Below are 13,371 nucleotides of genomic sequence, written 5' to 3' on the forward strand. Positions count from 1 at the left end.
CTACAGTCTATGACAGACAACGTTTGTCCCAATCATCCATTCGCAAAAAAGCAAAAAGCGGAACCCCCATCGGGATTCCGCCAGCCTGTTCCTACTGTTCTTGTACTTCTGCGATGATAGCGAGCACCAGCTCGGCTGCTTTGTTCAGTTCAGCGATTGGCATGCGCTCGTTTTTCGTATGAATTTCCTCGTAGCCGATGGCAAAGTTCACGCTCGGGATGTTGTAGCCGTTGAACACGTTGCCGTCGCTGCCGCCGCCGCTTGCGACAAGCTCCGGATTGCGGTCAATGCGCTTGACTGCGCCGATCGCTTTTTGCACGACTGGCGTTTCTTCATTGAATTTGTAGCCGTGGTACATGAAGATGACGTTGTTCTCGCAAGTAGCGCCCATCTCGGCTGCCGCTTCCTCGAACGCTGTCGTCATTTTCTTCACTTGCGCTTCCAACTTGTCCATCACGAGACTGCGCGCTTCGGACCAGATTTCCACGTAATCGCTGACGATGTTGTACGCCTTGCCGCCTTCGAAACGCCCGATATTCGCGGTGGTATCCGCGTCGATGCGTCCCAGCGACATGCGGGAAATCGCCTTGCTAGCAACGGTGATCGCGCTGATTCCATCCTCTGGGTTGACGCCAGCGTGAGCGGCTTTCCCATGGATTTTGGTGACGATCCGGTACTGACCCGCACCTGCCACCGTAATTTTGCCGACAGGGCCTTCAGAGTCGAGAATGAAGCCCATCTCCGCCTTGAGCAAGCTTGCGTCCAACGCGCGGGAACCGACCAGACCGGATTCTTCCCCTACGGTCAAGACAACCTGGATCGTTGGATGGGGCAAGTTTTGTTCCTTCAGCGTGCGAATGCCTTCAAAAATAGCAGCAATCCCCGCCTTGTCATCCGCTCCGAGAATGGTCGTACCGTCAGAGTAGATGTAGCCATCGCGGATTTGCGGCTTGATGCCGTTACCTGGCACAACGGTATCCATGTGGCTGCTGAACAAAATCGCCGGACCGTTTCCTGTGCCTTCCAAGGTCGCAATCAAGTTGTTGGCGCCATGGCCTGTCTTCGCTGCTGCGTCATCCTCTTCGACCGTAAAGCCCATCTCGATCAGCTTTTGTTTCAGCACCTTGTTGATGGCTGCCTCGTTTTTCGTTTCGCTGTCAATCTGCACGAGCTCCAGAAACTCGTTTAGCAAACGTTCTTCGTTGATCGCACTCACACTCGTTACCTCCCGATTACTTGCCCGATTTTGGTACATATTCACAAGTTCCAGTATACCGCAAAAAAATTTTTTCTACTACGAAATCGCTCGCGATTCTTTTACGCTTTTGGATACTGGCACAGCTCGTACAGGACGCCGCCCGCCGCCTTCGGATGCAAAAATCCGATCAGAGCGTCGTGCGCACCGGCTTTCGGCACTTCGTGAATGAGCGCCACTCCCTGCTCCTTCAACTGCTGCAATCGGCTTGCCACGTCATCTACGTCGAACGCGATATGGTGCACCCCTTCGCCCCGCTTTTCGATGAACTTGGCAATCGGGCTGTCCGCCGAAAGCGGTTCCAACAGTTCGATCCGGCTTTCTCCGATCGCCAAAAACGCTACGTTTACTTGCTCACTCTCGACTTTTTCCGTCCCAACCAATGTCAAGCCCAACTGCTCGGTGTAAAAAGGGAGCGACTGCTCCAGACTTTTTACCGCAATTCCGATATGGGCAATCTTGTTTGGTGCGCTCACAGCCATCATCCTTTTCGCAAATGGTTGTCTCTTCGGCTACATTTCGGTACAATCCTGTTGAGGTCACGCATTCGTGTTAAAGCTAAAAAAACAATCAAGGTTGTTCTCTTTTCATTCTAGCATAGCTAGAGTCGAAATTACCTGATATTTTCCTCTCATTTGGTCATTTTCCGATCTGAAAGGAGGTTTTTCCACCGTGAAATTTCAGTCGCTGTTTGCGAAAATCCTAATTGGCTTGCTGATTCTCTCCCTCGTTGTGCCTACGTTTTTTTACTACCTGTAAACGCCTGCGGGTACGCCAAAAACCCCCTGCCGCAGCCAACATGCTGCGCAGGGGGTTTTTCCGTTCTACAGTAATGCTTGCCTGTTTTTACTTGTAAACGAAGACGCTGGATGTCTTCGCATCCCAGCCTACTTTGTAGCCGAGGTTGTCGGTTACGGTGCGAACCGGGATCATTGGCATTCCATTTTTCAGCACGACAGGCGTAGGCAGGGTGATTTCCTGGTTGCCCACTCTTGCTTTGTTGGAGCCAACGGTGAACTTCATCACTTTTGTTCCACTGATGATCGCCACAGTGGAATTGTTCCATTGGGTGGTCAGCGCGAGCGCTTCCTTGAAGAATTGCGCTGGTACCATTGTCGTATTGCCGTTTGCGATATAAGGCGCTACTTGCAATGGATAGGTTTTACCGTGCAAGGTGAAGTTCGCTGTATTCACCTTGAACAGCGCTGCATTCGTCGGCACGGTCACGGCTGGCTGTTGCGGCTGTGGTGTCGGCTGCGGCGCTGGTTGAGCCGGAGCTGGCATTCCGACGCCTACTGCGCGCGCAAACAGCAATCCTTTTTCTTCAGACGTAAAGACGCTGATGCTGTATGTGTTTTTCACAGCAGGGTTTACGATGTTGGCAGCAGCATTGATGCTGATGTTTGCCGCTGTCGCTGCCGGAATGTCTTGCGAAGGGTAAATCAGCACGTTTTGGCCGCGCACCGCTACGTAGTTGGCGGCTACGCCGTTCACGGTTACGTTTGCCGGAGCGATGTACGCCGGAACCTTGTAACCTGCCGGGAACACAAGCTCCACGAAGTCGCGCTGCTTCACAAGTCCTACGCCGAGACCTTTGATCGCCACATTGACACCTGTCGGCTTGCCAAGCGCTGTCGAGGTCAGCGCGATGGTCGCTGTGCTGTTATTCACCGTGTTGTTCGGTGTTGGTGTCGGAGTAGGTGTTGGCGCCGGGTTCGGTGTCGGATTGACAACAGAACCGCCAATCGTGAACGACTTGGACTCCAAAGTCCGGCCAGCGGCTGTCGCCTTCAAGGTGTAGCTGCCCGCTGTTTTCGGGTTGGTGATCCAGGCAGAGAAGGAAACGACTACTTTTACTTCGCTGGTGGCAGAGAAGTTGGACGGAGCCGTAATGTACACCTTGTTGCCGGAAGCGCTGACTCGCTTGGCCGTTTTGCCGTTCAAGGTAAAATCAGAGGCAGACAGAATGCCTGGAACCATATCGGCAGACGGGAATTCCAGAACGAGCTCTTCGTCCGCTTTCAACTGTTTGCTGCCGAAGTCGGCGTCAAAGGTGTAGCTGGAACGCGCTCCCGCAGACGGGTCGGACAGGTTGACCGTAAAGCTGTTGGTCGCTGTGCTGGTGCTGGAACCGGATTTGGTGATTTCGAACTGTTCAGATTCGTATGTAACACCATCGTATTTGACTTTGTACGTGTATTTGCTGCCAGCGCTAGGGTTTTCGATGCCAGCAGACTTGCTGAATTCGAGGGTGATGTAATCATCGCCGGCAACGGAGCTTGGAACCTTGATTTCCACCTCGTCATCTTTTACGCTGACGGTTTTCACCGAGTAGCCGTTCAACTTGACATCGCCCGCGTCGATTTTGGACGGCAGCATGTCTTCATCCGGGAAAATGACGGTGATGTACTCGTTGGTTTCCAGCTCGTCGCTGCCTTTCAGCGAGATTTTGCCCAGCTTGACGCTTGTCGCTTCGCCCGCTGCCTTGCTGCTGAGCGATACGGAGTAGTCCTTGCTGGAGCTGGAACTGCTGGAGCTGCTTTTGATCGTGACTTCGGTGGATTCTTCATCTTCATTGCTGGTTGAAACATATACATCATAGGTTCCCTTGTCTTCAGGGTTTGTGATTCCGTCTTCAATAGTGAACGAAATTTTGTCGCCATCTTCAAAGTCTTCGTTCACGGTAATGATAACTTTTTTACCGCTTGCTTTCGCGCTTTTGATTTTGAAATCCGCATCTATATCACTAGAACTGATATTTTTGCTCACGGTATATTCGGAGTCAAACTCAACCGTAATGGTATCTCCTTTGGATAGATCGTCTTCCAGCGTGAAGCTGATGTCGTAAGAGCTATCCTTGTCAGCCCCATCGTTGTCCGCTTTGACGGTCACTTTTTTCAAAGCATGGGCTTCTTTCGGTACAGCGACAAAAGGTGTAGCGGCCAGCGCTGATGCCAGCACTATTGGCAGTGCTTTTTTACTCTTCTTCATGTTTTTCCTCCCACATTTACCTATAATCTGGAAATCATTCTCTAGCAGGTCGCTACCAGTCTACCATAAATGATATCTGGAGGGAATCTCTTCTATGGAAGATAAGAGACTCCTTGGCTACTATTGCTAAGACGCATTCACCCGCGAAAAAGTTACATGTAAAAATCGTTCATCGGAAAATTTTTTTGCTGGCGAATGCCCCTCTCTTCGGCAGCCATAAAAAAACCAGGCCGGACCCGACCTGGTTGGCGTTGCTCGCTTTTTGGCGAGCGATCAGTACAGCTTCGTATCCGGGCCGATGCTCTCCAGCTTTTGCTTGACGCTTTGCAGGAAGCGTCCGCAAATGAGTCCATCGAGCACGCGGTGATCCAAAGACATGCACAGGTTCACCATGGAACGCACGGCGATCATGTCGTTGATGACGACCGGACGCTTCACGATTGATTCCACGCTGAGAATTGCCGCTTGCGGCGAATTGATGATCGGCTGCGACAAAACGGAGCCAAACGAGCCAGTGTTGTTGACGGTAAACGTACCGCCCGTCATGTCGTCCATCGTCAGCTTGCCGGCGCGTGTGCGTGCAGCCAGATCGTCGACAGCCTTGGCGATGCCGAGAATCGACTTCTGGTCGGCGTCCTTGATGACCGGAACGTAAAGCGCGTCCTCTGTCGCGACCGCAATGGAAATATTGATGTCTTTTTTCACGATGATTTTGTCGTTCGCCCATGTCGAGTTAATCATCGGGTATTCTTTCAGCGCTTCGACAACCGCCTTGATAAAGAACGGCAGGAAGGTGAGGTTGAGCCCTTCTTTTTTCGCAAACTCGGCTTTTGCCTGGTTGCGGAAGTTGACCAGATTGGTCACGTCCACCTCGATCATCGTCCAGGCATGTGGCGCCTCGTGCTTGCTTTGCACCATCCGGTTGGCGATCGTCCGGCGAATTGGCGTTACCGGAACGAGCTGATCGCCAGTCGCAACCGGAATGTCGACGGAAGGTGCTGGCGTCGCAGCAGGCGCTGTCGGAGCCGGAGCTGCTGTCGGAGCCGGAGTTGCAGCCGCTGGAGCAGGAGTCGCTGCCACAGGTGGTTGTGCAACTGCCTCTGCCACTGGCTCAGCCGGCTTTTGGCCGCCCGCGTCAATGATCGCTTGCACGTCTTTGCGCGTAATCCGTCCGCCTGCGCCTGTTCCCACGACGCGGGACAGATCAATACCATGCTGCTGCGAGAGCATCACGACGGCAGGCGAATAGCGCTGCTTCGTCCCGTCGTTTCCAGCCGCTTGCCGGGCTGCCGGAGCGGATGGTACAGCGGGTGCTGCTGCCGGGGCACTCGGTGCGGTGCTCGCCTGAATCGCCGCAGAAGCTGGTGCTGGCGCCTCTGCTGCTGCCGGGCTGGCAGACTCGCCTGCTGCACCACTTTCTTCTATATATAGGATCAATGTCCCGACCGCTACCGTTTCTCCTTCGGGAACGACGATCTCCGCGACTCGTCCGGATACGGTGGAAGGAACCTCCGCATTCACCTTGTCTGTCGTCACTTCCGCCAACGGATCGTATTTTTTGACGGTGTCGCCAACATTGACCAACCATTTGCTGATGGTCCCCTCGGTCACACTCTCGCCGAGCTGGGGCATAAGTACTTTCGTTGCCATGATCTTTGGTCCTCCTCGCCTTTAAAAGTTGGCCAACTCGCGCATTGCTTCCAATACTTTTTCCGGGTTGAGCATGAAAAATTTCTCCATCGGCGGGCTGTACGGCATCGCAGGTACATCCGGTCCGCACAGACGCTTGATCGGCGCATCCAGATCGAACAGGCAATGCTCAGCCACGATTGCCGCTACCTCTCCGCCGACGCCGCCCTCCTTGTTGTCCTCATGCACGATCAGCACTTTTCCGGTCTTGGACGCCGCTTCGACAATCGCTTCCTTGTCCAGCGGGTACAGCGTACGCAAATCGAGAACGTGCGCGCTGATGCCTTCCTGTGCGAGCTTCTCGGCTGCTTGCAGGCAGAAGTGCAGGGCAAGGCCGTAGGAAATGACGGTGATGTCCGTACCTTCCCGTTTGACATCTGCTTTTCCGATCGGCAGCACGTAGTCATGCTCCGGCACTTCGCCTTTGATGAGACGGTAGCAGCGCTTGTGCTCGAAGAACAGCACCGGGTCCTCGTCGCGAATGGCCGCCTTGAGCAGACCTTTTGCATCGTACGGAGTGGAAGGCGCCACGACCTTCAAGCCGGGAACATTCGTAAACATCGCCTCAACCGACTGCGAGTGGTAGAGCGCGCCGTGTACGCCGCCGCCGAACGGAGCGCGGATCGTGATCGGGCAATTCCAGTCGTTGTTGGAGCGATAGCGCATTTTCGCCGCTTCGCTGACAATCTGGTTCACGGCCGGCATGATGAAGTCGGCAAACTGGATTTCAGCAATCGGGCGCATGCCGTAAGCCGCCGCCCCGATCCCTACTCCGACAATCGCGGATTCTGCGAGCGGCGTATCAATCACGCGCGCCTCGCCGAACTCTTCAATCAATCCGTTGGTCGCACGGAACACGCCGCCGCGCACCCCGACGTCTTCACCGAGGACAAATACATTCGGATCGCGACGCATCTCTTCGCGCATCGCCATCGTAATCGCATCAATAAACGAAATGACTGCCATGAAAGTTCCCCCCTTAGTTCCCGTAGACGTGTGTCAATGTCGATTCAGGTGTCGGATACGGAGCGTTTTCCGCGTACTCGGTCGCCTCGTCTACTTCGAGCTGCACACGCGCCAGCATATCCGCTTCTGTATTTTCATCAAGCAAGCCGATTTCTCGCAAATAAGCGGCAAAAACGATCAGCGGATCTTTTTTCTTCGCTTCTTCTACCTCTTCCCGCGTGCGATACACGCGGTCGTCGTCGTCGCTGGAGTGCGGTACCAGACGATACATCACCGCTTCGATCAATGTCGGCCCTTCGCCGCGGCGAGCGCGGTCCACCGCTTCCTTCATGACGCGGTACACTTCAATCGGATCGTTGCCGTCTACGCTGACGCCCGGGAAGCCGTAGCCAATCGCCCGGTCTGCTACGCTTTCGCAAGCGAGCTGCTTTTTCAGCGGAACGGAGATCGCGTATTTGTTATTTTCACAGAAAAAGATGACCGGGAGCTTGTGCACGCCCGCGAAGTTGGCTCCCTCGTGGAAATCCCCCTGGTTGCTGGAGCCTTCGCCGAAGGAGGTGTACACGACAAAGTCTTTGTTTTGCATTCTGCCTGCCAGCGCCATGCCGACTGCGTGCGGAACTTGTGTCGTTACCGGGCTGGAGCCTGTCAGGATGTTGTATTTTTTACCGCCGAAGTGCCCTGGCATCTGGCGTCCGCCGCTGTTCGGGTCTTCTGCCTTGGCAAAAGCGGAGAGCATGCAGTCTCGCGCCGTCTGGCCGAATACGAGCACCAGACCGAGGTCGCGGTAGTACGGGCACAAGAAATCTTTGTCTGTCTCCAGCGCGAAAGCCGCCCCTACCTGAGCCGCCTCCTGCCCCTGGCAAGAAATGACGAACGGCACTTTGCCCGCTCGATTCAACAGCCACTGGCGCTCGTCAATTTTTCGCGCGAGCAGCATGTAATAGTACATATCCAAGACTTGCGCATCAGTCAAACCAACTTGTTCATGCCGTTTGGTTGTCATCGTGGATACCCTCCTTGCTAATTGTGAATCGCTTTTCCATCTACGGCCTGGGCCGCTTCCATGATGGCCTCCGAGAGCGAAGGATGCGGGTGGATGGTCTGTCCAATCTCCCACGGAGTCGCATCCAGCACCCGGGCAAGGCCCGCCTCGGAAATCATATCGGTCACATGCGTGCCGATCATGTGTACTCCTAACAGGTCGTTTGTCTTGGCATCAACGACCAGCTTCACAAAGCCGTCATTTTCGCCGTGGATCAGCGCTTTACCCAATGGCTTGAAGCTGAACTTGCCTACCTTCACGTCAAAGCCTTGTTCGCGCGCCTCTTTTTCCGTCAAGCCGACATTCGCCACTTCCGGACGGCTGTACGTGCATTTCGGAACCTTTGTGTAATCGAGCGGATGCGGATTCAGCCCTGCCATGTGCTCGACCGCCAAAATTCCTTCGTGCGAAGCGACGTGAGCGAGCTGCAAGCCGCCAATGACATCGCCAATGGCATATATATGCGATTCAGCCGTCTGGAAATGTTCGTTGACGACGATGACGCCGCGCTCGACCTTGATGTCCGTCGCTTCCAGGCCGAGGTTTTCCACATTGGCTTGACGCCCTACGGATACGAGAATTTTCTCGGCCGTAAACGTGTCCACGCCGTTTTTCGTCTCCGCGGAAATGACGACTTTGCCTTCGCCTTTTTCCAGTGTCTCCGGCAAAACTTTCGCGCCAGTGACGATGTTGACTTTGCGTTTTTTCAGCAAACGGGCCAGTTCCTTGCTCACTTCTTCGTCTTCGAACGGCAAAATCCGATCCGCGTACTCGACAATCGTAACCTCGACGCCAAAATCGTTCAGCATGGACGCCCACTCGACGCCGATCACACCGCCGCCTACGATGACGACCGACTCAGGGAGTTTTTCCCATTGCAGCGCCTCGTCGCTGGTCACGACGTAGGACCCGTCAATCGTCAGCCCTGGAAGCGTGCGCGGACGAGATCCGGTCGCGAGCAGCAAAAAGCGCGGCACGATCATTTCCTGGTCGCCGTTTTCTTTTTCGATGCGGACAGCGCCTGCCTGCGGGGAAAAGATGGATGGCCCCATCACGCGCCCGAAGCCTTCAAAGACGGTGATTTTGCCTTTTTTCATCAAAAACTGAATCCCTTTGTGAAGCTGGTCGATAATGCCCTGCTTGCGATCCTGAATTTTGCCGAAGTCATAGCCGACAGCGCCTGCCGAAACACCGTACTTGTCTGCTTCCTTCAAGGTCGAAAACACTTCTGCGCTGCGCAACAGCGCCTTGGACGGGATGCAGCCGCGGTGCAGGCATGTGCCACCGAGCTTTTCCTTTTCTACAATCGCGACATTCATTCCGAGCTGAGAAGCGCGAATCGCCGCTACATAACCGCCGGTCCCTCCACCGAGAACGACCAGATCGAATTCTTGAGACATGCTGGATCTCCCCTTTCATACGAAGCGTCTTCCCACATGGGTGTAGACAGTCGAAAAAGCTGGCTGCTGATTTTTCGTGTCGCTTGCCTACGTTTTTCTGAGAATGAGAATATTCTAAGAACAAAGGATATGTACCCCCTGACTGCCCAGTCGACGGGAAAGAGCGGGAGCAGGGGAGTGTTTTTCGCTATACAATGATTAGCGATGGTAGACGGTCTTGCCGTTTTGCAGGAACGTATTGCGGGATTTGCCTACGCTGGCAATGCGCTCTTCGGCCATGCGGTCAGCCGCCTTGTAGGATGGCATGCCGTCGCGCTCGGCAATTTCGTACACTTTCAGGATCGTGTCGTAGATTGTTTCTACTTTTTTCAGGGCGCGCTCGCGGTTGTAGCCTTGCAACTCGTCAGCCACGTTGATGACGCCGCCCGCGTTGATAACGTAGTCTGGCGCGTAGATCAGGCCCATTTCGTGGATGAGGTCGCCGTGGCGCTCTTCTTTCAACTGGTTGTTCGCCGCACCTGCGATTACTTTTGCTTTCAAAAGCGGAATGGTGTCGTCGTTGATGATCGCACCCAGTGCGCAAGGCGAGAAGATGTCGCACTCGACGCCGAAAATATCGTTGACGCCAACCGCTTTTGCCCCGAAATCGTTGACAGCGCGGTTTACGTTTTCTTCATTGATATCGGTGACGATCAAATGTGCGCCTTCTTCATGCAGATGGCGGCACAAGTTGTAGGCCACGTTCCCGACGCCTTGTACAGCAACGACCCGGCCGGAGAGAGAGTCAGAGCCGAAAGCGAGCTTCGCCGCTGCCTTCATTCCGCGGTACACGCCGTAAGCTGTTACCGGGGACGGGTTGCCGCTGGAGCCGAATGCAGGAGAAACGCCTGTCACATAATCTGTCTCCAGGTGGATCATATCCATGTCCGCGACAGTCGTACCTACGTCCTCTGCCGTGATGTAGCGGCCATTCAGCCCTTGAATGTAGCGGCCAAACGCGCGGAACAGCTCTTCGCTCTTGTGCTGGCGCGGGTCGCCGATGATAACGGCTTTACCGCCGCCGATGTTAAGCCCTGCTGCCGCGTTTTTGTAGGTCATGCCGCGACCGAGGCGCAGTACGTCGATGATCGCTTCTTCTTCTGTTTTGTACGGCCACATGCGCGTGCCGCCCAATGCTGGTCCAAGTGTCGTATCATGAATGCAAATGATTGCTTTCAGGCCGGAATTTTCGTCCTGGCAAAATACCAGTTGCTCGTAATCGTACTTTTGCATGTAGTCAAAGATGTTCAATGAAGAAACCTCCCTAGTATCATTCTTCTGGGTTAACAGTGGGCTCCGTGTGGAGAATTTCCCGCCAAGTAGTTTATGCAAAAGTCATGCCAACGCAATCGTTTTTTGAAAGCGCTTTATTTGAGGGGATGTGGATGAATTCTCCATTCGTCAAGTGTGCAGTTTTTTGCACAAACGCGCAATTATTTGCACGCAAATTTTTGCGCATTCATTTTACATCTTCCTGCTGATCCATGATTCCCAATTTTTCCATCTTATAGTACAGGCTGCGGATCGCAATTCCGAGCCGCTTGGCCGCCAAGGTCCGATTGCCTTTGGCCGCAGCCAGTTCGCGCATAATATGTTGACGTTCCGCTTCCTCCACCGCCTGCTTCAATGTTTTCCCCGTGGAGCCTGCCGTCGTCTCTGCTTCCTTTGGGGCCTTGCTGATTTTTCGTTCCAAAGGAGGCAAATGCTCAGGCATGATCGTGCGTTCGTTGATGCGCATATGTATCATCGCCCTGCCGAGGACGTTCTCCAGCTCGCGCACATTGCCCGGCCAATGGTAGGACAACAGCATCTGCAACGTTTCCTCATGCAGCTCCTCGACGTTTCTGCCGTATTCCAGATTCGCCTTGCGCAAGAGGTACATCGCAATCGGCTTGATATCTTCCAGCCGCTGGCGGAGCGGTGGGATATGGATGGGGACGACGTGGAGGCGGTAGTACAAGTCTTCGCGAAAACGTCCCGCGCCAATCGCCGCTTCCAGGTTCACATGGGTTGCGGCAATGACCCGGACGTCGATATTGATCGGCTTTGTGCCCCCGACCCGGACGACCTCCCGTTCCTGCAGGACGCGCAAAAGCATGACCTGCATCCCCATGGACAGCTCACCGATTTCATCCAAAAATATCGTGCCTCCGCTCGCTTCCTCGAACAAGCCGCGCTTTCCGCCTCGCCTCGCTCCCGTAAAAGCGCCTTCCTCGTAGCCGAACAGCTCGCTCTCCAACAGGCTCTCGGAAATCGCCGCGCAGTTGACCCGGATAAACTGGTTGTACTTGCGCTCGCTCGCGTTGTGAATGGCGTGGGCAAACAGCTCCTTGCCCGTCCCGGACTCTCCGCGCAGCAGCACGGTCGCTGGCGTCAACGCCGCTTTTTTCGCCTGCTCGATGGCGCTTTTCATCTGCTCGCTGTAGCCGATAATATCCGCGAAGCTGTACTTCGCCTCCAGCGTGCGGATGATGCGCCGGGCTTTTTCCAGCTCTTCTGTCAGCCGCTTGAACTCGGAAACGTCGTGAATGACGCCGACGCTGCCTTTCAGCTCGCCATCGACGACGACCGGAGCGACGTTCACGACCACGTCCTTGCGCTTCGGCCCGAGCTTCATCGGGACGCCCCGGACAGGCCGCTTCGTTTTCAACACTTGCATGTGCATGCTGTCGCCTTCGGAAATGTCGACCGTAGCCGGCTTGCCGATAATATCGTCCGGCGTCAGCCCCGTCAGTCTCGTGTACGCCGGATTGATTAACAAGCCGATGCCGTTCTGATCCACGACCGAGATCGCCTCGTCCGAGGATTGAATGATCGCTTGCAGCATGCTCTGCAGTTCCTTGAGATTGGTCACTTCTTCAGCGAGCGCCATCACCTCGGTAATGTCGCGGAAAATCGCCACGGCTCCGACCACTTCCCCTTTGTCGTTGCGCACGGGGACGCGGTTCGTGATAATGCGCGTCTGGTTCGGCAAAATCTGCTCCTGGTTCAGCTCAGGGCAGCCTGTCTCTAATACAATATGTAGTCTGGTGTTGGGGATGCGCTCGGATACTTTTGTATCCAGCACTTCGCTTGCCTCGATGTCCATCAGGCGTTCGGCCGCCTTGTTGAACAACGTGATGACTCCTTGCCGATTGACGCCGATAATGGCATCGTGCGTAGAGTCGAGCATCGTCTCGCGCTCGCGCTGGTTTTGCATCATCGCCGCGATCAGCTTGTCGCGCTCGCGGATGAGCCGCATGACAATTCGCGTGAAAGTGCCCGGAATGAGCACCGTCTTTTCCCGCTTTAACTGGCGGAGCTGCTCGTATTCTTCCATGTCCCCTGTCGCTTCCAAAATCACGTCCAGCTCGTCGTCCAAATAAGGGCGGTAATCCGAATCGACCTTGATGCCCAGCGATCTCGCCAGCTCAATTCCGGGAGCGTCTGGCCGCCGATCGACCACGGCGACAATTTTCAGCCTGTCCATCTGGTTCAGCGTCCGCAGCAGAGCCGTACCGCCTCGTCCAGCACCTACTATAAGCAGCTTGTGCATGCGCTAGACCCCTCGCTTTTCATCTTACTCGTTACCATTGTACTGCAACAAACCGTTGATGGACAGGCTCTCTTCCCTAACGTGCGCTCGCTCGTGTGCACAGGGACGGACGGTGGACAAGCATACTGGCATCCGATATGATGAAAGAATGAGAGAGAAAGGTGTGAACCACCAGTGATCGTACAGAAAGTCATTGCCCTCTTAATCATGGTCATTCCGGCTGCGATTGCCATGTACGGGATCAAGCTGATCCGCGACGCCTTTTTTTATTCGACGGCACCCGATGTCAGCTTCCTGTGGGGAAAGCTCATTCTCGGCGTCCTTGCTTTCGCCATTCCCGTCTTGTTTATTGCCGGGTTCATTTTGCACCACGAACGCAAAAAAAATCGGGTACAACCCCGCTTCATGATTCGCGAGGCAGAAGACGACGAGTAGAACAGGCAGGTGAAAA

10 protein-coding genes are annotated in these 13,371 nt (G+C 54.6%); 1 reads left to right on the forward strand and 9 read right to left on the reverse strand.

Going from position 1 to position 13,371, the window contains the following annotated elements; genetic code table 11:
* Window positions 1-91 precede the first annotated feature (91 nt).
* From BA6348_RS17245 to BA6348_RS17285, 9 genes are all read right to left on the reverse strand, one after another.
* Window positions 92-1,216 carry a M20/M25/M40 family metallo-hydrolase gene (locus tag BA6348_RS17245; RefSeq protein WP_122953134.1) on the reverse strand — a complete coding sequence of 375 codons (1,125 nt, stop codon included), beginning with the start codon at window positions 1,214-1,216 and terminating at the stop codon, window positions 92-94.
* Window positions 1,217-1,317: 101 nt separating this feature from the next.
* Window positions 1,318-1,731: a methylmalonyl-CoA epimerase gene (gene mce / locus BA6348_RS17250; protein ID WP_007785548.1), complete on the reverse strand. Its 414-nt coding sequence runs from the start codon at window positions 1,729-1,731 to the stop codon at window positions 1,318-1,320.
* 370 nt (window positions 1,732-2,101) lie between these two features.
* Window positions 2,102-4,246: a copper amine oxidase N-terminal domain-containing protein gene (locus BA6348_RS17255; protein ID WP_122953133.1), complete on the reverse strand. Its 2,145-nt coding sequence runs from the start codon at window positions 4,244-4,246 to the stop codon at window positions 2,102-2,104.
* Window positions 4,247-4,519: 273 nt separating this feature from the next.
* The gene (locus BA6348_RS17260) at window positions 4,520-5,896 is read right to left on the reverse strand and encodes a dihydrolipoamide acetyltransferase family protein (RefSeq protein ID WP_026557074.1); all 1,377 of its coding nucleotides are present in this window, start codon (window positions 5,894-5,896) and stop codon (window positions 4,520-4,522) included.
* Between the two features lie 21 nt (window positions 5,897-5,917).
* Entirely contained in the window at window positions 5,918-6,901 is a 984-nt protein-coding gene (locus BA6348_RS17265; protein ID WP_005827340.1) for an alpha-ketoacid dehydrogenase subunit beta, read from the reverse strand.
* Between the two features lie 13 nt (window positions 6,902-6,914).
* Window positions 6,915-7,907 (reverse strand): thiamine pyrophosphate-dependent dehydrogenase E1 component subunit alpha, encoded by a 993-nt coding sequence (locus tag BA6348_RS17270; protein WP_005827338.1) that lies wholly within the window; start codon window positions 7,905-7,907, stop codon window positions 6,915-6,917.
* A 17-nt stretch (window positions 7,908-7,924) separates the two neighbouring features.
* Window positions 7,925-9,346, reverse strand: coding sequence for a dihydrolipoyl dehydrogenase (gene lpdA, locus BA6348_RS17275; RefSeq protein ID WP_026557073.1), 1,422 nt, complete (start codon window positions 9,344-9,346; stop codon window positions 7,925-7,927).
* 198 nt (window positions 9,347-9,544) lie between these two features.
* Window positions 9,545-10,636 carry a Glu/Leu/Phe/Val dehydrogenase dimerization domain-containing protein gene (locus BA6348_RS17280; RefSeq protein ID WP_005827335.1) on the reverse strand — a complete coding sequence of 364 codons (1,092 nt, stop codon included), beginning with the start codon at window positions 10,634-10,636 and terminating at the stop codon, window positions 9,545-9,547.
* Between the two features lie 208 nt (window positions 10,637-10,844).
* Entirely contained in the window at window positions 10,845-12,920 is a 2,076-nt protein-coding gene (locus BA6348_RS17285; protein WP_005827333.1) for a sigma 54-interacting transcriptional regulator, read from the reverse strand.
* Between the two features lie 174 nt (window positions 12,921-13,094).
* Between BA6348_RS17285 and BA6348_RS17290 the strand changes: the two genes are divergently transcribed.
* Window positions 13,095-13,355 carry a DUF2627 domain-containing protein gene (locus BA6348_RS17290; RefSeq protein WP_005827332.1) on the forward strand — a complete coding sequence of 87 codons (261 nt, stop codon included), beginning with the start codon at window positions 13,095-13,097 and terminating at the stop codon, window positions 13,353-13,355.
* Window positions 13,356-13,371: the final 16 nt, after the last annotated feature.

Origin of the sequence: Brevibacillus agri (assembly GCF_004117055.1) — a bacterium.
GTDB classification, from domain to species: domain Bacteria; phylum Bacillota; class Bacilli; order Brevibacillales; family Brevibacillaceae; genus Brevibacillus; species Brevibacillus agri.